At 75.6% G+C, this 20487-nt stretch carries 18 protein-coding genes; 6 read left to right on the top strand and 12 right to left on the bottom strand.

Translation table 11 applies throughout. The features are described 5' to 3' along the window. Nucleotides 1-11: 11 nt before the first annotated feature. From QRT03_RS06240 to QRT03_RS06200, 9 genes are all read right to left on the bottom strand, one after another. Complete coding sequence (locus QRT03_RS06240; RefSeq protein ID WP_286051621.1) at nucleotides 12-806, bottom strand: hypothetical protein; 795 nt, start codon at nucleotides 804-806, stop codon at nucleotides 12-14. Nucleotides 807-1028: 222 nt separating this feature from the next. Beyond that, nucleotides 1029-1610 carry a hypothetical protein gene (locus tag QRT03_RS06235; RefSeq protein ID WP_286051620.1) on the bottom strand — a complete coding sequence of 194 codons (582 nt, stop codon included), beginning with the start codon at nucleotides 1608-1610 and terminating at the stop codon, nucleotides 1029-1031. Nucleotides 1611-1772: 162 nt separating this feature from the next. Beyond that, entirely contained in the window at nucleotides 1773-3362 is a 1590-nt protein-coding gene (purH, locus tag QRT03_RS06230) for a bifunctional phosphoribosylaminoimidazolecarboxamide formyltransferase/IMP cyclohydrolase (RefSeq protein ID WP_286052082.1), read from the bottom strand. An 8-nt stretch (nucleotides 3363-3370) separates the two neighbouring features. Continuing rightward, the gene (gene purN / locus QRT03_RS06225; protein ID WP_286052081.1) at nucleotides 3371-3997 is read right to left on the bottom strand and encodes a phosphoribosylglycinamide formyltransferase; all 627 of its coding nucleotides are present in this window, start codon (nucleotides 3995-3997) and stop codon (nucleotides 3371-3373) included. Nucleotides 3998-4061: 64 nt separating this feature from the next. Then, on the bottom strand, nucleotides 4062-5366 hold the full coding sequence (locus tag QRT03_RS06220; protein ID WP_286051619.1) for a cell division protein PerM: 1305 nt from the start codon (nucleotides 5364-5366) through the stop codon (nucleotides 4062-4064). A 196-nt stretch (nucleotides 5367-5562) separates the two neighbouring features. Continuing rightward, complete coding sequence (locus QRT03_RS06215; protein WP_286051618.1) at nucleotides 5563-6885, bottom strand: DUF5336 domain-containing protein; 1323 nt, start codon at nucleotides 6883-6885, stop codon at nucleotides 5563-5565. Nucleotides 6886-7048: 163 nt separating this feature from the next. After that, nucleotides 7049-7930, bottom strand: a complete 882-nt coding sequence (gene sucD, locus QRT03_RS06210; protein WP_286051617.1) for a succinate--CoA ligase subunit alpha — start codon at nucleotides 7928-7930, stop codon at nucleotides 7049-7051. 1 nt (nucleotide 7931) lies between these two features. After that, complete coding sequence (gene sucC, locus QRT03_RS06205) at nucleotides 7932-9107, bottom strand: ADP-forming succinate--CoA ligase subunit beta (RefSeq protein ID WP_286051616.1); 1176 nt, start codon at nucleotides 9105-9107, stop codon at nucleotides 7932-7934. A 174-nt stretch (nucleotides 9108-9281) separates the two neighbouring features. Next, complete coding sequence (locus tag QRT03_RS06200; protein WP_286051615.1) at nucleotides 9282-11120, bottom strand: hypothetical protein; 1839 nt, start codon at nucleotides 11118-11120, stop codon at nucleotides 9282-9284. Nucleotides 11121-11322: 202 nt separating this feature from the next. Between QRT03_RS06200 and QRT03_RS06195 the strand changes: the two genes are divergently transcribed. Both QRT03_RS06195 and QRT03_RS06190 read left to right on the top strand, forming a co-directional pair. After that, nucleotides 11323-12201 carry an alpha/beta fold hydrolase gene (locus QRT03_RS06195; protein ID WP_286051614.1) on the top strand — a complete coding sequence of 293 codons (879 nt, stop codon included), beginning with the start codon at nucleotides 11323-11325 and terminating at the stop codon, nucleotides 12199-12201. Nucleotides 12202-12789: 588 nt separating this feature from the next. Continuing rightward, complete coding sequence (locus QRT03_RS06190) at nucleotides 12790-13500, top strand: M23 family metallopeptidase (protein WP_286052080.1); 711 nt, start codon at nucleotides 12790-12792, stop codon at nucleotides 13498-13500. Nucleotides 13501-13579: 79 nt separating this feature from the next. Here QRT03_RS06190 and QRT03_RS06185 read toward each other — a convergent pair whose 3' ends face one another. Together QRT03_RS06185 and QRT03_RS06180 are read right to left on the bottom strand one after the other, a co-directional pair. After that, entirely contained in the window at nucleotides 13580-14362 is a 783-nt protein-coding gene (locus tag QRT03_RS06185; RefSeq protein ID WP_286051613.1) for a YybH family protein, read from the bottom strand. Beyond that, complete coding sequence (locus QRT03_RS06180) at nucleotides 14332-14997, bottom strand: hypothetical protein (protein WP_286051612.1); 666 nt, start codon at nucleotides 14995-14997, stop codon at nucleotides 14332-14334. Before QRT03_RS06180 ends, QRT03_RS06185 begins: the two co-directional genes overlap by 31 nt. Before the next feature lie 169 nt (nucleotides 14998-15166). Here QRT03_RS06180 and QRT03_RS06175 point away from each other — a divergent pair, with 169 nt between their 5' ends. The 3 genes from QRT03_RS06175 to QRT03_RS06165 are packed head-to-tail and all read left to right on the top strand — an operon-like array spanning nucleotide 15167 to nucleotide 17315. Further along, complete coding sequence (locus QRT03_RS06175; RefSeq protein ID WP_286051611.1) at nucleotides 15167-15574, top strand: hypothetical protein; 408 nt, start codon at nucleotides 15167-15169, stop codon at nucleotides 15572-15574. Continuing rightward, nucleotides 15571-16692, top strand: a complete 1122-nt coding sequence (locus QRT03_RS06170) for a sensor histidine kinase (RefSeq protein ID WP_286051610.1) — start codon at nucleotides 15571-15573, stop codon at nucleotides 16690-16692. Before QRT03_RS06175 ends, QRT03_RS06170 begins: the two co-directional genes overlap by 4 nt. Beyond that, nucleotides 16689-17315 (top strand): response regulator transcription factor, encoded by a 627-nt coding sequence (locus QRT03_RS06165; protein WP_286051609.1) that lies wholly within the window; start codon nucleotides 16689-16691, stop codon nucleotides 17313-17315. Before QRT03_RS06170 ends, QRT03_RS06165 begins: the two co-directional genes overlap by 4 nt. A gap of 7 nt (nucleotides 17316-17322) precedes the next feature. Here QRT03_RS06165 and pcrA read toward each other — a convergent pair whose 3' ends face one another. After that, nucleotides 17323-19863, bottom strand: a complete 2541-nt coding sequence (pcrA, locus tag QRT03_RS06160; protein ID WP_425604782.1) for a DNA helicase PcrA — start codon at nucleotides 19861-19863, stop codon at nucleotides 17323-17325. A 279-nt stretch (nucleotides 19864-20142) separates the two neighbouring features. Between pcrA and QRT03_RS06155 the strand changes: the two genes are divergently transcribed. Further along, a complete protein-coding gene (locus QRT03_RS06155; RefSeq protein WP_286051608.1) occupies nucleotides 20143-20445 on the top strand; it encodes a chorismate mutase in 303 nt (100 codons plus the stop codon). Nucleotides 20446-20487 lie beyond the last annotated feature (42 nt).

Genomic DNA, 20487 nt, shown 5'->3' with positions numbered 1-20487 from the left:
CGGGCTCTCCGTCACCCCGCCCTCACGGGTGCGAGGTCCGCCCCGAGCGGACCCGCCTCGTCGTCGCGCACGGGAGCGCACCCGCCGCCGGGACCCGGCAGGAGGACGTCGGAACCCAGGTCCCGCGCCCGCCCGCGCGCGGCGCAGCGCAGGTGCACCCGCCGGGACCGCAGCCGGCCCGCGCCGTCGCCCAGCAGCCCCGACCAGGTGCCGCCGGTGGCGTGCAGCTCGACGTCCGCGCCCGGCCACGCCCCGACCGGGACGAGCACCGCGCCCTTCTGCCGGACCCGCGCGGCGAGCCGCTGCCGGTCGCCCGCCCGCCACGCCGACGCACCCCCGAGCACGACGACGTCCACCCCGTCGACCAGCGCCGCGACCACCGTGGCCGGACGCGGGCCGGGCCGCGGGACCAGGGCCGTGCACGCGAGATCCAGCCCCGCCTCGTGCGCCGCGGCCATCCCGACCCCCGGCAGCCCGACCAGCGCGCACCACGACCCCGCCCGCGAGGCCTGCGCCACGAGCGCGAGCAGCAGGGCGGTCGACCCGTGCACCGACACCGTCGACCCCCGCCGCAGCCCGCCCCACGGGAGCAGGCCGGCGAGCGCGCCGGACACCGGCAGCAGGGCCTGCTCCGGATCGTGCGGGGGCTCCGGTTCCGGTTCGGGTGACGCCGGACGCGACGCCGGCACCGGTGTCGGCCGGGTGTGCGAGGCTGCCGCCCGGGCACCCCGCGCGGGCAGCTCCGAGGCCCGGACGAGCCCGAGCTCCGCGACCCGACCGGCCAGCAGATCGTGCGCCACCGACATCGCGCCCTCCTCGATCATCGAACATGAGTTCGAACGAGAAGAACGGTAGCCCACCCCACCGACAACGCGCCACGACGCGACGACGACGTCACTCGGGCCGGTCGGCGGCTCACCCCGAGATCTCGGGGACGCACGCACCGAGCGGTCGCCCTTGATCAACGAGCACCCCGGGCGGTCACCGCGACCACCAGCCACCGGGAGTACTCGTTGATCAAGCCGACCTCACCGATGCCGTTCGATCGGGCCGAGGTCGTCCTCGGCCTCGTCCTCGAGATCGGCGATCGTCGGGGCAGGCCCCGGAGGAGGCGGGTAGTCCCTCGACACCATGCATTCGCAGGGGACGAGCCGCCGGGTCTCCCCCTCCGGCATCGGCCAGCCATCGAACCCGATGTCGCCATAGCAGAGAAGCACCTTGAGCAACTCGTGCAGAGGCTCGTCGTCGGCGCCCCATCGTCCGCTGAGTCGACGGTGGTGGAGCCAGAGCCAGAGGAACTCGGGCAGGTCGTCCGGGTAGTCGCAGTCCGCGAGGCTGCACCAGTTCCAGAGGCGGTTCCGGTAGAACGAGTAGAACGACGCCCGGTCCCACCCTCGATGGGACGTCCGCGAACGGTCGTCGTCCTCGACCGCGTGCACCAGTGCAGCGACATCGGGATCCACGTCCCGTCCCATCACCGCGCTCCAGGCGACGAACGCGTCGATCGTCTCCGCGTGCTTCACGCGGGCGGCGGCGACCACGTCGGACAGCGGCGTCGGACGTCGGATCGTCAGCGGACCGGGTTCAGACGGGATGCGGCGCAGAGTCACGGGACCTCCTCGAGAACGGGAGCACCCGGCCGGGCGCCCTCACCTCTTGGAGTGGTCACCCGCCGCATCGGTTCCCACGAATCCCCATGACGTCCACGAGAGCTACACCAGGCACGTCCGGACTCCCCGGAGGATGCCTGGTGCAGCTCTCGGCGAAGCCACCTAGTGCGCGAAGTGCCGCGTCCCCGTCATGTACATCGCGACCCCGGCCTTCTCGGCCGCCTCGATCGTCGCCGCGTCGCGCACCGACCCGCCCGGCTGCACCACCGCGGCGACGCCCGCCTCGGCGAGCACCTCGAAGCCATCCGGGAACGGGAAGAACGCGTCCGAGGCCGCCACCGACCCGCGGACGCGGTCGCCGGCCCGGGTGACCGCCAGCCGGGCCGAGTCGACCCGGTTCACCTGTCCCATCCCGACGCCCACCGTCGCCCCGTCGTGCGCGAGCAGGATCGCGTTCGACTTCACCGCCCGGCACGCCCGCCACGCGAACGCGAGGTCCGCGAGCACGGAGTCCGACACCGCGGTCCCGGTCGCCAGGGTCCACGACGACGGGTCGTCCCCGGGGGCGTCCACCGCGTCGCGCTGCTGCACGAGGATTCCGCCGGAGATCGGCCGCTGCTCGACCGCCGCGGGCGACCACTGCGCCGTCAGGACCCGGATGTTCTTCTTCCGCGCGAGCACGTCGACCGCGCCCTCGGCGTAGGACGGCGCGACGACGACCTCGGTGAAGATCTCCGCGATCTGCTCCGCCGCGGCCACCGTGACCTCGGTGTTCACCGCGATCACCCCGCCGAACGCCGAGGTCGGGTCGCACGCGTGGGCCCGGGCGTGCGTGTCCGCGACGTCGGTACCGACCGCGATGCCGCAGGGGTTCGCGTGCTTGATGATCGCGACGCACACCTGCTCGGACGAGTGGTCGTGCGCGGCACGCCAGGCGGCGTCGGCGTCCACGTAGTTGTTGTAGGACATCTCCTTGCCGTGCAGCTGGACCGCGCCGGCGATCCCGACGGTCGACTCCGGGTCGCCGTAGAGGGCCGCGGCCTGGTGCGGGTTCTCGCCGTAGCGCAGGACGGCCCGCCGCCGCGCGGTCGTCCCGACCCAGCCCGGGAACGGCACCGTCGCACCCTCGGAGGAGGTCGCCGGATCGGGCGCGAGCACGTTGCCCATCCAGGAGGCGACCGCGACGTCGTAGGACGCGGTGTGCCGGAACGCCTCGGCCGCGAGCGCGCGCCGGTCGGCGAGGGTGACACCGCCGTTCTTGGCCTGCTCGAGCAGCCACGCGTAGCGCGTCGGGTCGGTGAGCACCGTCATCGTCTCGTGGTTCTTCGCCGACGCCCGGATCATCGCCGGGCCGCCGATGTCGATCTGCTCGACGCAGTCGTCGGGCGAGGCGCCGGAGGCCACCGTCTGGGTGAAGGGGTAGAGGTTCACCACGAGCAGGTCGAACGGCGCGATGCCGAGGTCGGAGAGCTGCTGGACGTGCTCGGGCAGCCGCGAGTCGGCGAGCAGACCCGCGTGCACGCGCGGGTGGAGGGTCTTGACGCGGCCGTCGAGGCACTCCGGGAAGCCGGTCAGCTCCTCGACGCGGGTGACCGGGACGCCGGCGTCCGCGATCCGCGACGCGGTGGACCCGGTCGACACGATCTCGACGCCCGCGGCGTGCAGGCCGGTCGCGAGGTCGAGCAGGCCGGCCTTGTCGAACACGCTGACCAGGGCGCGGCGGATGGGCCGGCGGCCTCCGTCGTCCGTCACGGTGTCGCTCACGGGAACCTCACTGTCCGTCCGGTGGTGGTGGCGCCGTGGCGCACCAGCGCCGCGACGGTCTCGACGAGCATGCGGCGCTCCACGACCTTGATCCGCTCGTGCAGCGTCGGCTCGGTGTCGTCCGGGTCGACGACGACGGCCTCCTGGGCCAGCACCGGGCCGGTGTCCACGCCGTCGTCGACGAGGTGGACGGTGGCCCCGGTGACCTTCACCCCGTACGCGAGCGCGTCGCGGACGCCGTGCGCGCCGGGGAAGGCGGGCAGCAGCGCGGGGTGGGTGTTGATCGTGCGCCCGCCGAAGCGGGCGAGGAAGGCGGACCCGAGGACCTTCATGAATCCCGCGGAGACCACGAGGTCCGGCGCGAACCCGTCGACCGCGTCGGCGAGGGCGACGTCCCACGCCGCACGGTCGGGATGGTCGGACACCTTCACGACGACGGGTTCGGTCCCCGCGGCGCGGGCCCGGTCCAGGGCGGCGACGCCGTCCCGGTCGGAGATCACGGCGACGACGGCGATCCCGCAGCCCGCGGCCTCGTCGAGCAGGGCCTGCAGGAGGCTGCCGGAGCCGGAGGCGAGGACCACGACGCGGGCGGGTGTGGGCAGTTCCCAGCGGTGCGTGCTCAGCGGGACTCCTTGCCGCCGTGCACAGACCTGGGCTCCGGCGTCTCGACGATCCTCGCCGATCACCCTAACCCTGCTCGGTGACCTCCGGCGTGTCGGGCTCGACACGCTCCCCGGTCGTGTCCTCTTCGGGCTCCTCCACGACGACGGGTCGGGCCGGGGCGGGCGCGGCGAGGGCCGCGACGACCGCCCCCGGCACGCCGGTCCACGCGATCCCCGCGAGCAGCGCCCACCCGACCGGCACGACGACCGGGTCGAACGGCCCCGAGCCCAGCCGGCCCCCCGCGAGCAGGGCGGCGACGGCGAGCGCCACCCCGGTGACCCCGGCGGCGACGCCGACCGAACGCAGCCGGGTGGCGGTGTCGGGTGACGACGGGGCCAGGGTCCAGCCGACCAGGCTCCCGACGGCGAGCGGCAGGGCGAACACCAGGCCGGTCCAGGTCGGCGGCGGCCCGGACGGGAGCAACGCCGCGAGCGGGAGGGGCGGCACGAGCCCGGGGACGGCGCCGGTCGGGGCGGCGCTGACCGCGCCCACGGCGAACCCGGGGCCGAGCAGCCAGGAGGTCGCGGCGACGACGGCGTTGGGCAGGTACGCGACGTCGAGCAGCCACAGCCCGGCCCCGCTGCCCGCCTCCGGCGCGATCGTCGTGAAGACCGCCGCCACCGCGTCCGCGTGGGCGAGGAGCACGACCAGCAGCAGGACGGTTCCGTTCGCGAGCAGGGCGACCGTCGCGCCCAGGCCGGCGCGCACCCCGCGACGCACCCAGACCGGCACGCCCGCGACCAGCCCGGCGAGCCCGCACGGCCCGGCGACCCCGGCGCCCGCCGCGACCGCCGCCAGCAGGCCGGCGACCACACCCGCCGTCGCCGGGGAGGCGTCGGCGGGGACGGTGGCCGCGTCCGGGGTGAGCAGCGCGGCGGCGAGGACCCCGGCGGCGGCGTGCACGGCCGCGGCGGCCGCGACGACGGGGACGGCGCACGAGGTCCAGGGGTGCTGCTCGGTCGCGGGGGTCCGGAGCCGCGCCACGCCGCGTCGGGCGAGCGTCGCGACGAGCACGCCGACCCCGATCGCGGGTGCGAGCGGCAGCGCACCCAGCGGCGCCCCGGAGATCGTCAGCGGGACGAGGTGCACCGCCAGCCACAGCGGGATCCCGGTCCCGAGGGCCTGCGCGAGCCCCGGGGTGCCGCCCGGGGAGGTGCCGGACGCCGCCGCGGTGATCAGCGCCGCGAGCACCACGACGGCGAGGTAGGAGACGACGACCGGCACGAACGCGACCTCGGCCAGCACCGCCAGCCGCGGCGGGATCGCGGGGCGGGCGGGGGTCGGCTCGTCGCCGGTCTCCTCCGTGTCTTCCCGGGCCGGTGCGCTCACGCGAGCCGACAATTCCAGGCGTCGGCGCGCGAGCGGGGGTGCCACGCCGTCACAGCCGCGGCGGCACTGCCCACCCGACCATCTTGTCGCGGGTTCCCGACGGCCTGGCCGCACCTTGTCGCTGGGAATCCCAACGACAAGCCGCACCCGGCCCGTCAGCTCCCCGCGACAAGCTGCCCGTGGCCCCGACGGCGGATCAGCGCTCGTGCGCCCCGGGACGGTCGGAGTTCGAGCCCGGGCCGTCGCGGTCCGGGACGCCCCAGCCGGTCGGGCGCGGGATCCCGGACGGCGGGGTGTCCTCCTCGGACTCCCGATGCTCCTGGGTGGGTGTCCCACCCCCGCTCTGCGACGCCATCATCGCGCTCGCCGGTCGGTCGCCCTCGCCCGCGGACGGACCCTCGGCCGACGGACCGGCGGCCGGCGAGACCCCGCCCGCCGGGGTGGCCGGACCGGACCCCGACGACCCGGTGCCCTCGGTCGACGAGGCCCGCCCGTCGGTCACCGTCGGTGCGGGAGCGGCAGGCTCGGGGGTCGACGACCCCGACGAGGCCTCCGCCGGCTCGGCCGACGACTCCGGCGACCGCGGGACGACCTGCGTCCGGGCGGCCGCGTCGTCGATCGAGGGCTGCGGGCCGGTGCCGCCCGAGCCCTGCCCCGTCCCGAACGAGGGTGCGACCTGCGTCGGGGCGGGCTGCCGGGGCGGCGGGGCCTGCTGCGGGGACGGGGCCACGCGCTGGGTCGCCTGCTCGTTCGGCAGGAAGTGCGGTCCGGACGGCGAGCCGCCGCCGTACGGGGTCGACGCGGACGCCGGGGCGGGCCCCTGGGCGGGCGCGCTCGCGACGGACTTCGTCCCGCCGCCCGAGACCAGTCCGGTCGCGAACAGCGCGGCGACGACGGCCGCCGCCGCGCCCAGGACGGCGAGCACGACCACCACGATGTCGGACCCGTCGGTCACCGACAGGGTCTGCAGGCTGACCAGCGCCGCGGTCACCGAGACGACCGCGCCCGGCACCACGGTGCGGGGCGCGTGCGGCAGCACGGCGGCCCCGGTCAGGAGGCCGCCGCCGACGACGAGCGCCGGCAGCAGGCCGGCGGGGTCGAAGCTGGTGAAGAAGGTCGCGATGAACGCCAGCAGCCCCAGGCCCGCCGTCGCGAGCGCGGCGATCCGGCCGGGACCGCTCGGAACGCCGTCGGCGGCCGCCGGGGAGGACGAGGAGGACGGAGACGACGAGGCGCGCGACGCGGCCGGGTGCGGCGTCGCCGGGACCGTCGCCGCGGCGTAGGGGTTGGGGGCCTGCGGCCCGGCCGGGACCCCCCGGCTCGGGGTGGGCGGCGGCGCGGGGCGACCCCACGCCGACCCCTGCTGCCCGGCGGGACCCCCGGGCGCAGGGCCGGATCCGGGCGCGCCCGCCCCGGCCCACGACGACCCCCCGTAGGGCGACTGTCCACCGAAGGGCTGGCTCGGGCTGCCGACCGCGGGGTTCGGCGCCGACGACGGCGGCTGCCCGGGTGCGGGCACGTAGGGCTGCCCGCTCCGTCCGGCCGCCGGGCCCGGGGGCCCGGATTGCGGTGCACCCGCCGTGGGTCCTGTACTCATCGGACGAGCCCTCCTGCGGTGACGACGCCGTCGAGCCGACCGCGGGAGCCCTCCCGCGGTCGGCCCACCCTGCCTCAGACCGAACCTAGGAGACCAGCGAACGGGCGAGGTCGGCGGTCTCGGTCGGCGTCTTGCCGACCTTGACGCCCGCGGCCTCCAGGGCCTCCTTCTTCGCCTGGGCGGTGCCGGCCGAGCCGGACACGATCGCACCGGCGTGGCCCATCGTCTTGCCCTCGGGCGCGGTGAAGCCGGCGACGTAGCCGACGACCGGCTTCGTCACGTTCGCCTTGATGTAGTCGGCGGCACGCTCCTCGGCGTCGCCACCGATCTCGCCGATCATGACGATGGCCTCGGTCTCGGGGTCGTTCTGGAACGCCTCGAGCGCGTCGATGTGCGTGGTGCCGATGATCGGGTCGCCACCGATGCCGATGCCGGTGGAGAAGCCGATGTCACGCAGCTCGTACATCATCTGGTAGGTCAGCGTGCCCGACTTGGACACCAGACCCATCTTCCCCGGGCCCGAGATGTTCGCCGGGATGATGCCGGCCAGCGACTTCCCGGGCGAGATGATCCCGGGGCAGTTCGGGCCGATGATCCGGGTGCGGTTGCCGTTGGCGGTGGCGTGCGCCCAGAACCACGCCGAGTCGTGCACCGGGATGCCCTCGGTGATGACGACGGCGAGGCCGATGCCCGCGTCGACGGCCTCGACGACCGCGTCCTTGGCGAACTTCGGCGGTACGAAGATGACCGAGACGTCCGCCCCGGTCTCCTTCATGGCCTCCTCGACGCCGCCGTAGACGTTCACCGAGGTGCCGTCGACGTCGACCTGGGTGCCGGCCTTGCGGGCGTTGACGCCGCCGACGAGCTGCGTGCCCGCGGCGAGCATCTTGCGGCCGTGCTTCATGCCCTCGGAGCCGGTGAGCCCCTGGACGATGACCTTGCTGTTCTCGTTCAGGAAGATCGACATCTCACGCACCAGCCTTCGCGGCAAGCTCGGCGGCCTTCGCGGCCGCGTCGTCCATCGTGCCCACCACGGTGACGAGCGGGTGGTTCGCCTCGGAGAGGATCCGCCGGCCCTCGTCGACGTTGTTGCCGTCGAGCCGGACGACCAGCGGCTTGGTCGCGTCGTCGCCCAGGATCTTCAGCGCCTCGACGATGCCGTTGGCCACCGCGTCGCACGCGGTGATGCCGCCGAAGACGTTGACGAAGACGCTGCGCACGTCGTCGTCACCGAGGATGACGTCGAGCCCGGCCGCCATGACCTCGGCCGACGCGCCGCCGCCGATGTCGAGGAAGTTGGCGGGCTTCATCCCGCCGTACTGCTCGCCGGCGTAGGCGACGACGTCGAGGGTCGACATGACCAGACCCGCGCCGTTGCCGATGATGCCGACCTGGCCGTCGTCGAGCTTGACGTAGTTCAGGCCCTTGGCCTTGGCCTTCGCCTCGAGCGGGTTCTCGGTGCGCTCGTCGACGAGGGCGCCGTGCGCCTCGTGGCGGAAGTCCGCGTTCTCGTCGAGGGTGACCTTGCCGTCGAGGGCGACGACCCGGTCCTGCGGGTCGCGCACCAGCGGGTTCACCTCGACCAGCGTGGCGTCCTCGGCGACGAAGGTGTCCCACAGCTTGACGATGACGTCGGCGGCCTCGTCGGCGACCTCGGCCGGCAGGTTGCCCTTCGAGACGATCTCCTGCGCCTTCGCCTTGTCGACGCCGGTGATCGCGTCGATCGGCACCCGGGCGAGGGCCTCGGGGCGCTCGACCGCGAGCTCCTCGATCTCCATGCCGCCCTCGGCGGAGCACATCGCGAGGAAGGTGCGGTTCGAGCGGTCGAGCAGGAAGGAGAAGTAGTACTCCTCCGCGATGTCGCTCGCCTCGGTGACCAGCACGCGGTGGACCACGTGGCCCTTGATGTCCAGCCCGAGGATGGCCTGGGCCTTCTCCTTGGCCTCCGCCGGGTCCTTCGCCAGCTTGACGCCGCCCGCCTTGCCGCGGCCACCCGTCTTGACCTGGGCCTTGACGACGACGGCGCCGCCGATCTCACCCGCGGCGGCCTCGGCGTCGGACGCCGTGTCGACGGTGCGGCCCGGCAGGACCGGCACTCCGTGCGCGGCGAAGAGGTCCTTCGCCTGGTACTCGTACAGGTCCACTCGTGAACTCCTCCATCACTGACCGGCAGCATCCGTCGGTGGACTCCGGCGGCGGTCCCGCGGGCCACACGGACCGCCCGTGGCGGTCCGGACCTCGTCGGGCGGGAACCGAGGGCGACCCTAGCGGCGTGTCGGGTGGACCGGCCGTGCGACCGGGGTGAGGTGCGCTACGCGCTACCCCTCCCGGGCGCGCGCACGCACCTCCATCACCGAGACCACGGCCGCGCCGAGCGTGACGAGCAGGCACACGATCGCGGCCCAGGTGCCGATCCCGACGTTCTCCCCCGGCCGGGGCGGGGTGAGCACCAGCGCGGAGAGCCGCACCACGAGCAGCGCACCCGCCGCCGCCAGCAGCGCGAGCGCTCGGGCAGGACGGGCGCGGGGCGCGAGCAGCACCGCGATCGCCACCCCCACCACGCCGGCGAGCGACCCCCAGGCCGCCGCACCCGGGTTCTGCCAGACACCGCCGGCGGCGTTCGCGGCGAGCGCGTCGCGCGCCAGGGGCCCGCCGAAGCCGGGCACCGCGAGCACCGCCGCGAGCGCGCACATCGGCAGCATCGCGGGGTCCGGCTCGACGGTGTCGGTCCCGTCGGCGGGGCGCGCACCGAGCGGCGACGACGCCCCCGCGACGTCCCGGCGCTCCGCGAACCCGGCCCCGACGGCGAACACCGCGGTGAGCACCGCGAGCACGAGCGCGCCGACCACGGCCCATCCCCCGGCCCCGACGCCCGCGCCGGTCATCGGCAGCGTGGTCACGCCCAAGGGGTCCACGGCCGGCGCCGAGCTGTCCAGCGCGGCCAGCACCAGGTCCAGGGCGGGTCCCGCGGCGAAGGGCACCGTCAGCCACGCGACCGACAGGGTCGGCCGGGCCCGCACCACCAGCCGCGGGGTCCCGACGACGACGAGCACGGCCGGCAGCGCGAGCACGGCCGCCGCGGGCAGCAGCAGGACCCCGGTGCCGGTGTCGATCGGCGCGGTGGGGAGGTCGGGGGTGCCGGGCAGCACCGTGGTCGGCAGCAGCGCGCCGAACAGGGCCGCCACGGACGTGAGCAGCGCCGCGACCCCCGCGGCCCGCGAGCGCAGCACCGCGGTCCGCGCGGGCATCCCGATCAGCAGCAGCCCGCCGGCGAGGGCGAGCACGGCCCCGGGCGACAGCGCGAGCCCGGAACGCGCGACCGAGGCCGCGACCAGCGGGGCGGCCGTCGCGACGACGCCCGCCCCCAGCGCGGTGTGGACCGCGCGGCGGACCCGCATCCCCGTCTCGGGATCGGCGCCCGGCTCGTGCGGCCGGACGCCCGGCAGCAGGGCGACCACCAGGAGCGTCAGCGCGAGCAGCGCCGTCCCGATCCCTGCCGGGGCGGCGGTGTCCGGCACGGCGTGGGGGGCGAAGCCGCTGAGCGGGCCCTCGACGGTGAAGGGGGCGGCGACGAGTCCGGCCGCGGCGACGGCGGCGCCCGCGCCGGGGCGGACCAGCGTGCCGGGCGGGTGCCCGCCGAACACCGCCGCGCCGCCCGCGCGGGCGATGCGGACCAGTCCGAGCACGGCCACCACCGCCGCGAGGACCAGCGCCAGGTCGGCCGCCACGAGGAGCGCCGCGATCGGCGGGGGCAGGACGGAGAGCCCGGAGGGCAGGACGTCCGGGCGGGCCGCGGAGACCGGGTCGACGAGCAGCGTGAGGTCGACGAGCAGGCCGCCGATCCCCAGCACGCCCAGCGCCGCGGGCGCGGCGAGCGAGGCCGCGCCCGCCTCCCGGCGGGCGCGGCGCGTGGCGAGACCGGGCGCGAGGGCGGCGGCGACGGCGAGGACCGGGGCCAGCACCCCGGCGGCGCGGGTCGGCGCTCCGATCGGTCCGGGAGCGACGACCGCGACCGCGATGCGCAGCGCGGCGGCGATGACGACGAGGGCCGCGGCGATCCACCAGGTGCGCGCCGCCGGACCCCGGTCGGTCCGGTCCACCCGCACGTCGACGGGCCCGGACGGGCTCGACCGCGGTTCGGCTCGGGAGGCCGTCATGCCCCGGAAGGCTAGGCGTGTACCCGATCGCTCCCCGCACTCACCCGCCGGAGCGCACGAGATCGACTCTGGATCGATCAGCTGACGCGCCGGGGCGACACGCCGGTGAACGTCGCCTAACGTCGACCTCATGGACGTGACCGCGGTTACGTCGCCATCGTCGGCGGCGGACCGAGCCGGCCCCCTCGGGGCAGTGACCTCCGTGGCCTCGCAGACCTGGGGAGCGCTGTCCTACGCCGCCCGCACCGTCGGTGTCCCCGCCGGCGTCCGCGGCCTCGCGGTCGAGCTCGCCTACACCGCGGTCCACCTGTCGGTCTATCCGTGGGGTCTGATCGACGAGGCCCTGCGCCCCGGCGGCGTCCACGCCCACCACCGCACCGAGACGCTCTCCCCCGGCGAGCGGTCGCTCGTGGTGTCCGACCTGCACGGGTCGAGCACTCCCGTGCTGCTCGTCCACGGCATCGTCGACAACCGGTCGATCTTCCACTACCTCGCCCGGGCCCTGCGCCGCCGCGGTCTCGGCACCGTCCAGGCCGTCAACTACAGCCCCATGACCGCGTTCACGGGCGACATCCGCACGGCCGCCCGCGACCTGGGCGACCACGTCGAGCGGCTGTGCGCGGCCTCTGGAACCGACCGCGTCCACGTCGTCGGGCACTCCCTCGGCGGCCTGATCGCCCGCTACTACGTGCAGCGCCTGGGCGGCGACGCCCGCGTGGACACGCTCGTGACCCTGGGGACCCCGCACCGCGGCTCGGCGATCGCCCACCTGCTGCCACCGACCCTCGTCCCGCGCCAGCTCCAGCCCGGGTCGGACCTCCTGCGCGAGCTCGAGGAACCCGCGCCGGACTGCCGCACGCGGTTCCTCGCGGTGTACAGCCGGATGGACCAGCTGATCATCCCGCAGCGCAACGCCCGGCTCGACCACCCGGACCTGCAGGTGGAGAACGTGCGCCTCGACCACGTCGGGCACATGTCCATGACGATCGACCCCGCCGTCGTCCACCTCGTGGCCTGCCGTCTGGGCCGGACGGGCTCGCCGCGCGAGCGGGGCCGGGCGGTGACCGCGGTCGCGGGCTGACGTCCTGCGGCCGAACCGGTTGTCCCACTCACCCGACCGTGTGATGACCGCTCGGCGCGCACGGACGCGCGCACGGCGTGCAGCCCGGGTGAACCGTGGGTCGGAGTTTGCCGGGACCTGGGGTTCCGTGACACCGTCCGCTGGTCCAGCATCACGGTGCGGTCACGAACGGCTCACGGATCGACCCCGACGATCCGTCCGGCGCCCCCACGCCATCGTCGTTCGCGCCCGGCCCCGACCTGCGGAAGGAAGGTCTTGGCGCGTCACAGCTCCCCCCGCCCGGCCGTCCCCTTCGCTCCCCGGCTCGACGGATTCGCCGGATTCGGTGCGCCTGCCTTCGGCGCGCCCGCACTCGCGGGCGCCGGAGGCCCCGGCCTGTTCGGCGGCGGTCCCCGCTTCGCCCCCTCCCGCCCGGCTCCGCGCCCCGTGGACGACGGCCGCACGGCCGCGTTCGTCGGCGGTTCCGGTCGCGCCCCGGCGCTCCCGGCGCACCCGCCGGCCTCGGTGCGCCCGGCCCCGCAGCGTCCCGACGCCGGGTCCGGCCCGGCCGGTCCCACCCGTCCCGAGCCGCGGCGCGCGTCCAACCCGCTGACCGGCCGCCTCGCCGTCGCCGCGGTCGCCGCCGGCGCGCTGGCGACCGCCGGGCACAGCGTCGTCTCCAGCGGTCTCGACGCCCCGACCGGCGAGACCCGCGCCGACCTGGCGCTCTCCGCCGGCACCTCCACCGCGGCCGCCCCGTCGCCGGTCGCGGCGTCGACGCCGAACGCCCTCGACGCCGCCACCACCGGCGTCATGGCGATCGCGCCGACCCCGTCCTCGACCGGCCAGGTCTCCTCGCTGTCGAAGGCCCGCAAGGTCGCCGACGCCGCCGCGGCCCGCGAGGCCGCCGCCCGTGCCCCGAAGTTCGTCAAGCCCGCCGAGGGCCGGTTCACCTCCGGTTTCGGTGCCCGCTGGGGCACCTCGCACCGCGGCGTCGACATCGCCAACTCGATCGGCACGCCGATCGTCTCGGTCGCCGACGGCACGGTCCTCGAGTCCGGCCCGGCGAGCGGGTTCGGGATGTGGGTCCGGGTGCAGCTCGAGGACGGCACGATCAACGTCTACGGCCACATCAACCGCTCCTACGTCAAAGAGGGGCAGAAGGTGAAGGCCGGGCAGGAGATCGCGGAGATCGGCAACCGCGGTCAGTCGACCGGGCCGCACCTGCACTTCGAGGTCTGGACCTCCGGCGGCTCGAAGATCAACCCGCTGCCGTGGCTCGCTGAGCGGGGCATCTCCCTCGGCGCGTCGGCCGACTAGCACTCCCTTCCCGGAGCGAACGGCACTCTCGCGCACATAGAGGCAGCGAGGGTGCCGTTCGTTCGGTGCGGGCGGGGCCTCACGCGGGCACCGACACGTGCTGGTGGACGAGCAGCCACCGGCCGTCGCGCCAGGCGAACACCCGGGTGCCCCGCGACCACGTCTCGAAGGGTTCGCCGTCGGGTCCCGTCCCCCGCACCCGGTCCAGCCCCCACGACACCGCGGTCCGGCCGTCGACCCGCACCTCGAGGTCGGGCGTCTCCATCGTGACGTGCTCGACCGCGTCCAGCCCCTGCGCGCACACCTCGCGCACGGCGGGCGCCCCGCGGACCTCGAGCGCCCCCTCCTGCTCGTAGGAGACGACGTCGGGCGCGATGTGCTCCATGATCGCGTCGAGGTCCTTCGCCTGCGTCGCGCGGGTCCAGGCCCGGTGCACGTCGCGGACCGCGTCCGCCGTCGCCGCCGGCTCGGTGAGGTCGGCGAACGAGTGGTGCTCGTGCGCGATCGCCCACCGCCCGCCCTCGCGACGCAGTCCGAGCGACAGCCGGAGCCGGACGTCCGGGGCCGCGGCCAGCTCGTCCGGGGTGCCGCACCGGAGCAGCGCCTGCGCCCAGGCCACGTCGCCGCTCGCGGTGACGTCGAGCTCGTCGATCTCGAAGCAGGCACCCGAGGCCTGCCACTCGAAGAACCCCGGCCAGACCTCCCGGTACTCGGCGGCGCCTCGCACCCCGCGGTGGGGCGGCGGGACGTCGAACATCACGACGTCCTCGGTGTGGTCCGCCGTGACGCCGGCCAGGTCGCCCGCGTGCACCGCGGTGGCCCACCGGTGGATCAGCTCCCGGATCTCGGTCTCGTCGTCCATACCGCCCCCACTTCGGTTGCCTTTGAGGACCGGACGATAGCGCGGAAGGACTTCACCCCACCAGGGTTCCGGCCGTCGCGAGGAGCAGGGCGATCCCGAGCAGGGGTGTCGAGCACGGCGCAGAACTCCGCGAGGGAGTGGGTGACCACCGTGCCCCGTCGGTGGTGCACGACGTCCCACGCGGCATGGCCGAGCAGCCCGACCCCGACGACGAGGGCACCCGCCGTCGGAACGAGCACGACGCCGGACGCGGCCACGGCACCGAAGCCGACCGCGCCCGCCGCCGGCAGCGCGGTCGGCGCGAGGCGGCCGGTGACCAGAGCCGCAACGAGGACGGCGCCGGCCACCGTGAGGATCCCGACCACCGGGTCCGCGCCGAGGAGCGCGGAGCCGACGACGACCACCGTCGCGAGCCCGACCGTCGGCCAGGACCAGCGGCGTCGGCCCGACGTCGCGGCGACGAGATAGACCAGCACCGGGACCGCCAGGACGACGGCCGGCCCACTCCCCGCGACGACCCCGCCCGACAGCAGGTCCGCACCCGACAGCGCCGCCACGGCGAGCCCCAGCAGGGCCGGCCACCACCGCAGCCGAGGCCCGGTCGAGGTGCGGGGGGACGGGTCGGTCGTGGTCATCGCGGCCTCCGGGTCGTGGGGCGTCCGGCTCCGACCGTGCCGGTCCGCCGGGCCCGCCGGACCCGGTCGCGGTGCACGGGCCGACCGTGCGATCCGCGGGGGTCGGCCGTGCGCCGCGTGGACCGACGCTGGGGCGGACACCGACGACGACCCCTCGGAGGCGGACGACATGACGACGACACCGCACGGCACGCGGCACGGGACGCGGTGCGCGCTGCGGCACTACGGCGAGATGGTCCTGGCCATGGCGGTCGGGATGGGAGTCCTGGCCGCGGTCGGGGCGACGGTGACCGCGCTGGGCGGCGCGGTGCCCGCCGTGGGACCGGAGGTCGAGACGCTGGTCATGACGACCGCGATGGCCGGGGCCATGGCGCTGTGGATGCGCCACCGGGGGCACGCGCCCCGGGCCGTGGCGGAGATGTCCGCGGCCATGTACGTGCCGTTCGTGGCGCTGTTCCCGCTGCTGTGGACCGGCGCGATCGACGCCGGGTCCCTCATGATGTGGAGCCACGTGCTGATGCTGCCCGCCATGGCCGTGCCGATGCTGCTCCGACCGCGGGAGTACACCCACCGATGACCTCCACGCGCGAGCCCGCGCCCGGCGTGCTGGTCCTCGCCGTGCTCGCGGCGGCCCTGCTGACCACGGCCGCCGCCGGCGTCGGCCCCCTGCGGGACGCCGACACGACACGGGCGACGGTCGCCGGGACGGTGCTCCTGGGGGTGCTCGCGGCACAGGGGTGGGCGCTGCTCGCGAGCCTGCACGACCGGTCCCGACGGTGGCCGGTCGTCGCCACGGCGGTCGCGACGGCGGCGTCGGTCCCGCTGCTCGCCCCGTCCGGAGTGGCGCAGGGCTGGGAGACCTGGGCCTGGGTGGCGGCCGGGATCGCCGGCTCCTCCCCGGTCGTGCTCGGGTGGCGGGCCGGTGCGGCGGTGGCGGTCGTCCTCGTCGCCGGGTCGGCGGCCGTCGGATGGCGGCTCGCCGACGACGGTGCGCTCTACGCGGTCCTGACGGCGGGCTCGGCGGCCGGCCTGCTGCTGGTCCACCTCCTGCCGTGGTGGCTCTGGACGCTCGTGGTCCAGGCGCGGGCCGGACGAGCCGCGGCGGGTGCGCTGGCGGCCGCCGACGAACGGCTCCGGTTCGCCTCCGAGGTGCACGACGTCCTCGGGCACCACCTCACCGTGATCGCCGTGGCGGCCGAGCTCGCCGCCCGCACCGCCCACGACGACCCCGACGCCGCCACCGAGCACGCCGAGCGGGCGCGGGCGCTCGCGGCCACGGCCCTGCAGGAGACCCGCCGTCTCGCCCACGGCCACCGCGACGTCGACCTCGGCCACCAGCTCGACGCCGTCGCCGAGGTCCTGCGCGCCTCGGGCGTGCGGTGCACAGTGCACGTCGACGACGCGGTCCCGGAGCTGTCCCCGGCGGCGCGGACGGCGCTGGCCGCGGTGGTGCGGGAGGCCGGCACCAACGTCCTGCGCCACAGCGAGGCCCGGTGGTGCACGATCACGCTCGTGCCGACCCCGGATCGCCTCGAGCTCACCGTCGCGAACGACGGTGCCCCCACCGGACCGGCCGATGCGCACGGCTCCGGCCTGCGCGGGCTCGCCGTCCGGGTCGACGGTCAGGGCGGCTCGCTGACCTCCCGGACCGGGGGCGGGGTGTTCACCGTGTGTGCGTCGCTCCCGCTCCCGTGACCCCGGCCGGCGACCCGATCCGGGTGCTGCTCGCCGACGACGAGGAGCTGGTGCGGGCCGGGATGGCCGCCCTGCTCGACCTCGAGCCCGACATCACCGTGGTGGCGCAGGCCGCCGACGGACGGACGGCGGTCGACGCCGTGCTCGCCCACCGTCCCGACGTCGCCGTCGTCGACCTGCAGATGCCCGGGGCCGACGGGATGACCGTCGCCCGGGAGGTCGCGGCGACGGTCCCCGACTGCGCGGTCGTCCTGCTCACCGGCCACGGCCGGCCCGCCCACCTCCGGCAGGCCCTCGACGCCGGCGCACGCGCCTTCGTCCCGAAGGGCTCGCCGGCTCGGGCGCTCGCCGACGTCGTGCGCCGGGTGCACGGCGGCGGCCGCTACGTCGACCCCGCGCTCGCGGCCGACGCCCTCACCGCGCCGCCGTGCCCGCTGACCGGGCGCGAGCTCGACGTCCTACGGGCGGCCGCGGACGACGTGCCGGTGGCGGTCGTGGCCCGGCGGCTGCACCTGTCGGCCGGGACCGTCCGCAACCACCTCGCGGCCGTCGTCACGAAGCTCGGCGCGACGTCCCGGGCCGACGCGCACCGCATCGCGGTCGACCGGGGCTGGATCGTCTGAGGTCGCGCTACAGCTTCTGCATCGGCACACCGCCGATGAGCATCAGCCGCACCGTGCCCGACGACCCGAAGTCGATCGTGGCGGTCTGCTTGCTGCCGACCCCGTCGACGACGGTGACCAGGCCCAGGCCGTACTTGTCGTGGCTGACCCGGTCGCCCACCTCGAGGTGCAGCGCGGGCCCGCTGGACGCCGAGCGCATCGGCGACGGACGCGAGCGCGATCCGGTGAGGTCGCGGCCCCAGGACCGCCCGGAGCCGAACCCGGTCGACGCCGAGGGCGCCGACCGCTCGGGGGCCGAACGCCGCCAGTCGACGACCTCGACCGGGACCTCGTCGAGGAACCGGGACGGCGGGTTGGCCTGCGGCTGGCCGAACGCGGAGCGCATGAGCGCCCGGGACAGGTAGAGCCGTTGCTGGGCGCGGGTGATGCCGACGTAGGCCAGCCGCCGTTCCTCGGAGAGCTCGGCCGGGTCGGCGAGCGCGCGCTGGTGCGGGAAGACGCCGTCCTCCCAGCCGGTGCAGAACACCACCGGGAACTCGAGGCCCTTCGCGGTGTGCAGCGTCATCAGCGTGACCACGCCGTCGCCGCCGTCCGGGATCGAGTCGGCGTCGGCGACGAGCGAGACCCGCTCCAGGAAGGCCTCCAGCGAGCCCGGGTCGGGCCCGTCGGCGGCCGCGACGACCCCGGCCGGCACCTCCGCGGCGCCGTCGGCCTGGGCCGCCTCCGCGACCGCGGCGTTCGCCCGCGCGTCGCCGACGAACTCGCGCGCGACGCTGACGAGCTCGGTGAGGTTCTCCAGCCGGGACTGCTCCTGCGGGTCCTCGGAGTTCTCCAGCTCGGCGCGGTAGTGCGACATGTCGAGCACCGCGTCCAGGGTGTCGGCGACCTCCTGGCCGCCCGCGACCCCGGCGGCGAGCGCGTCCATCATCTCGACGAAGTCGGCGATGTTGCGCTGCGAACGCGTGGCCAGTCCGTGCACCTCGCCCGCCGCCGCGCGGCGCAGGGCCGCCGCGAACGTGACGTGCTCGCGCTCGGCGTGGTCGGCGACGACCGCCTCCGCGCGGTCCCCGATCCCGCGCTTGGGCACGTTGAGGATGCGCCGCAGCGAGACGGTGTCCTCGGGATTGGAGAGCACCTTCAGGTAGGCCAGCGCGTCGCGGACCTCGCGCCGCTCGTAGAAACGCACGCCGCCGACGATCTTGTACGGCATGCCGAGCCGGACGAACACGTCCTCGAACACCCGGGACTGCGCGTTGGTGCGGTAGAAGACCGCGACCTCGCCGAAGCGCACCTCGCCGCCGTCGACGAGCCGGTCGATCTCCGCGGCGACGAAGGCGGCCTCGTCGTGCTCGTTGTCCGCCACGTAGCCGACGACCTTCTCGCCGTCGCCCTGGTCGGTCCACAGCCGCTTGTCCCGGCGGTCCGGGTTCCGCGCGATGACCCCGTTCGCCGCCGAGAGGATCATCTGCGTGGAGCGGTAGTTCTGCTCCAGGAGGATCGTCCGGGCCTCGGGGTAGTCGCGCTCGAACTCGATGATGTTGCGGATCGTGGCGCCGCGGAAGGCGTAGATCGACTGATCGGCGTCGCCGACCACGCACAGCTCCGCGGGCGGCACCGACCCGTCGGGCGACCCGCTCGCGAGCGCGCGCACCAGCTCGTACTGCGCGTGGTTCGTGTCCTGGTACTCGTCGACGAGCACGTGCCGGAAGCGACGGCGGTAGTGCTCCGCGACGTCCGGGAAGCGGGTCAGCAGGTCGACGGTGCGGGAGATGAGGTCGTCGAAGTCGAGCGAGTTCGACTGCTGCAGCCGCTGCTGGTAGGTCGTGTACACCTCGGCGCAGCGACGCTCGTAGTCGTTCGCCGCGGCCTCGGTGGCCGTGACCGGGTCGGTCAGCTCGTTCTTCCAGGCGCTGATCTGACCCAGCAGCCCGCGCGGCGGGTAGCGCTTCGGATCGAGGTCGAGCTGCTTGGTGATCGTCGCGACGAGGCGCCGCGAGTCGTCCGCGTCGTAGATCGAGAACGTGCTCGACAGGTCCAGGTGCTTGTACTCGCGGCGCAGGATCCGCACGCACATCGAGTGGAAGGTGGACACCCACATCGCGTTGGCCCGGCGGCCGACCAGCGCCGCGACCCGCTCCCGCATCTCCGCCGCGGCCTTGTTCGTGAAGGTGATGGCGAGGATCTGCCCCGGATGCGCACCCTGGGCGAGGTGCCAGGCGATGCGGTGGGTGAGCACGCGCGTCTTGCCCGACCCTGCGCCCGCGACGATGAGCAGCGGCGACCCGGAGTGCGTCACGGCCTCGCGCTGCTGCGGGTTCATCCCCTCGAGCAGCTGCTGAGCCCGCTCGTCCCGACGGTCCCGGCCCGACGACGGCTGCTGCGGCCGGCCCGCCTCCGTCGCCCGGTCGTCCCCGCCGCCCGCTCCACCCGAGGGCTCGCCCGTGCGGCGCAGGGCGGTGGTGCCCGCCGCGCCCGCCAGACGCGCCGCGAGTCCGGCCGCCGCGCTCGGCCGGGAGGCCCGGGCCGGGCCGGTGTCAGTGCTACTCATCGCCTCGCCACGCTACCCGGCCCCTCCGACAACCCGGGGCCGGTTCGCCGACGCCTCCGCCACCCGGCGCAGCGCGGACCGTGGCGCGCGGCCCGGGCGGGGGTCTACTGTGCTCGCCGTGCACGCGACACGGCGATTTGCCCACGGGTACCGGCTCCCGGTCCCCGTGGTCGCCCGGCGCTAGTCGCTGCCCACCACCCCGCCCCGGAGTCCACGGACCCCGGGGCGTTTCTCGTGCCGGGGTCCCCGCGGCTCCGACACCCCCGGAGGACCACCACCGTGACCGACACGCCGACCGGCACCGACGCTCCCGGCGAGCTCGCCCCCGCCACCGCCGAGGAGATCCCCGACCTGCGCGTCGAGATCGACGCCATCGACGCCGAGCTGCTGCGCCTGGTCAAGCGCCGCTCGGAGATCTCGCAGCGCATCGGGCTCGCCCGGATGGCCGCCGGCGGCCCGCGGATCGTCTACAACCGCGAGATGCAGGTCCTCGCCCGCTTCCGCGACCTCGGAGCCGAGGGCCGGGAGCTCGGCATGCTGCTCCTGCGTCTCGGACGGGGCCGGCTCGGCGGCGGTCGCTGACCCGCCGGGCCCGACGAGGCGCCCACCTCACGGCCGCGCTGG

Origin of the sequence: Actinomycetospora termitidis, from assembly GCF_030286555.1 — a bacterium.
Classification (GTDB): domain Bacteria; phylum Actinomycetota; class Actinomycetes; order Mycobacteriales; family Pseudonocardiaceae; genus Actinomycetospora; species Actinomycetospora termitidis.
The sequence above is the reverse complement of the archived record's forward strand: the minus strand, read 5'-3'. Positions and strand labels throughout refer to the sequence as shown.

What these genes read in the sequence shown, in the direction of transcription:
- QRT03_RS06240 (WP_286051621.1), bottom strand. Translation starts at nt 806, where the DNA reads ATGTCGGTGGCGCACGATCTGCTGGCCGGTCGGGTCGCGGAGCTCGGG.
- sucD (WP_286051617.1), bottom strand. Translation starts at nt 7,930, where the DNA reads ATGTCGATCTTCCTGAACGAGAACAGCAAGGTCATCGTCCAGGGGCTC.
- QRT03_RS06200 (WP_286051615.1), bottom strand. Translation starts at nt 11,120, where the DNA reads ATGACGGCCTCCCGAGCCGAACCGCGGTCGAGCCCGTCCGGGCCCGTC.
- QRT03_RS06185 (WP_286051613.1), bottom strand. Translation starts at nt 14,362, where the DNA reads ATGGACGACGAGACCGAGATCCGGGAGCTGATCCACCGGTGGGCCACC.
- QRT03_RS06180 (WP_286051612.1), bottom strand. Translation starts at nt 14,997, where the DNA reads ATGACCACGACCGACCCGTCCCCCCGCACCTCGACCGGGCCTCGGCTG.
- QRT03_RS06175 (WP_286051611.1), top strand. Translation starts at nt 15,167, where the DNA reads ATGACGACGACACCGCACGGCACGCGGCACGGGACGCGGTGCGCGCTG.
- QRT03_RS06170 (WP_286051610.1), top strand. Translation starts at nt 15,571, where the DNA reads ATGACCTCCACGCGCGAGCCCGCGCCCGGCGTGCTGGTCCTCGCCGTG.
- pcrA (WP_425604782.1), bottom strand. Translation starts at nt 19,863, where the DNA reads ATGAGTAGCACTGACACCGGCCCGGCCCGGGCCTCCCGGCCGAGCGCG.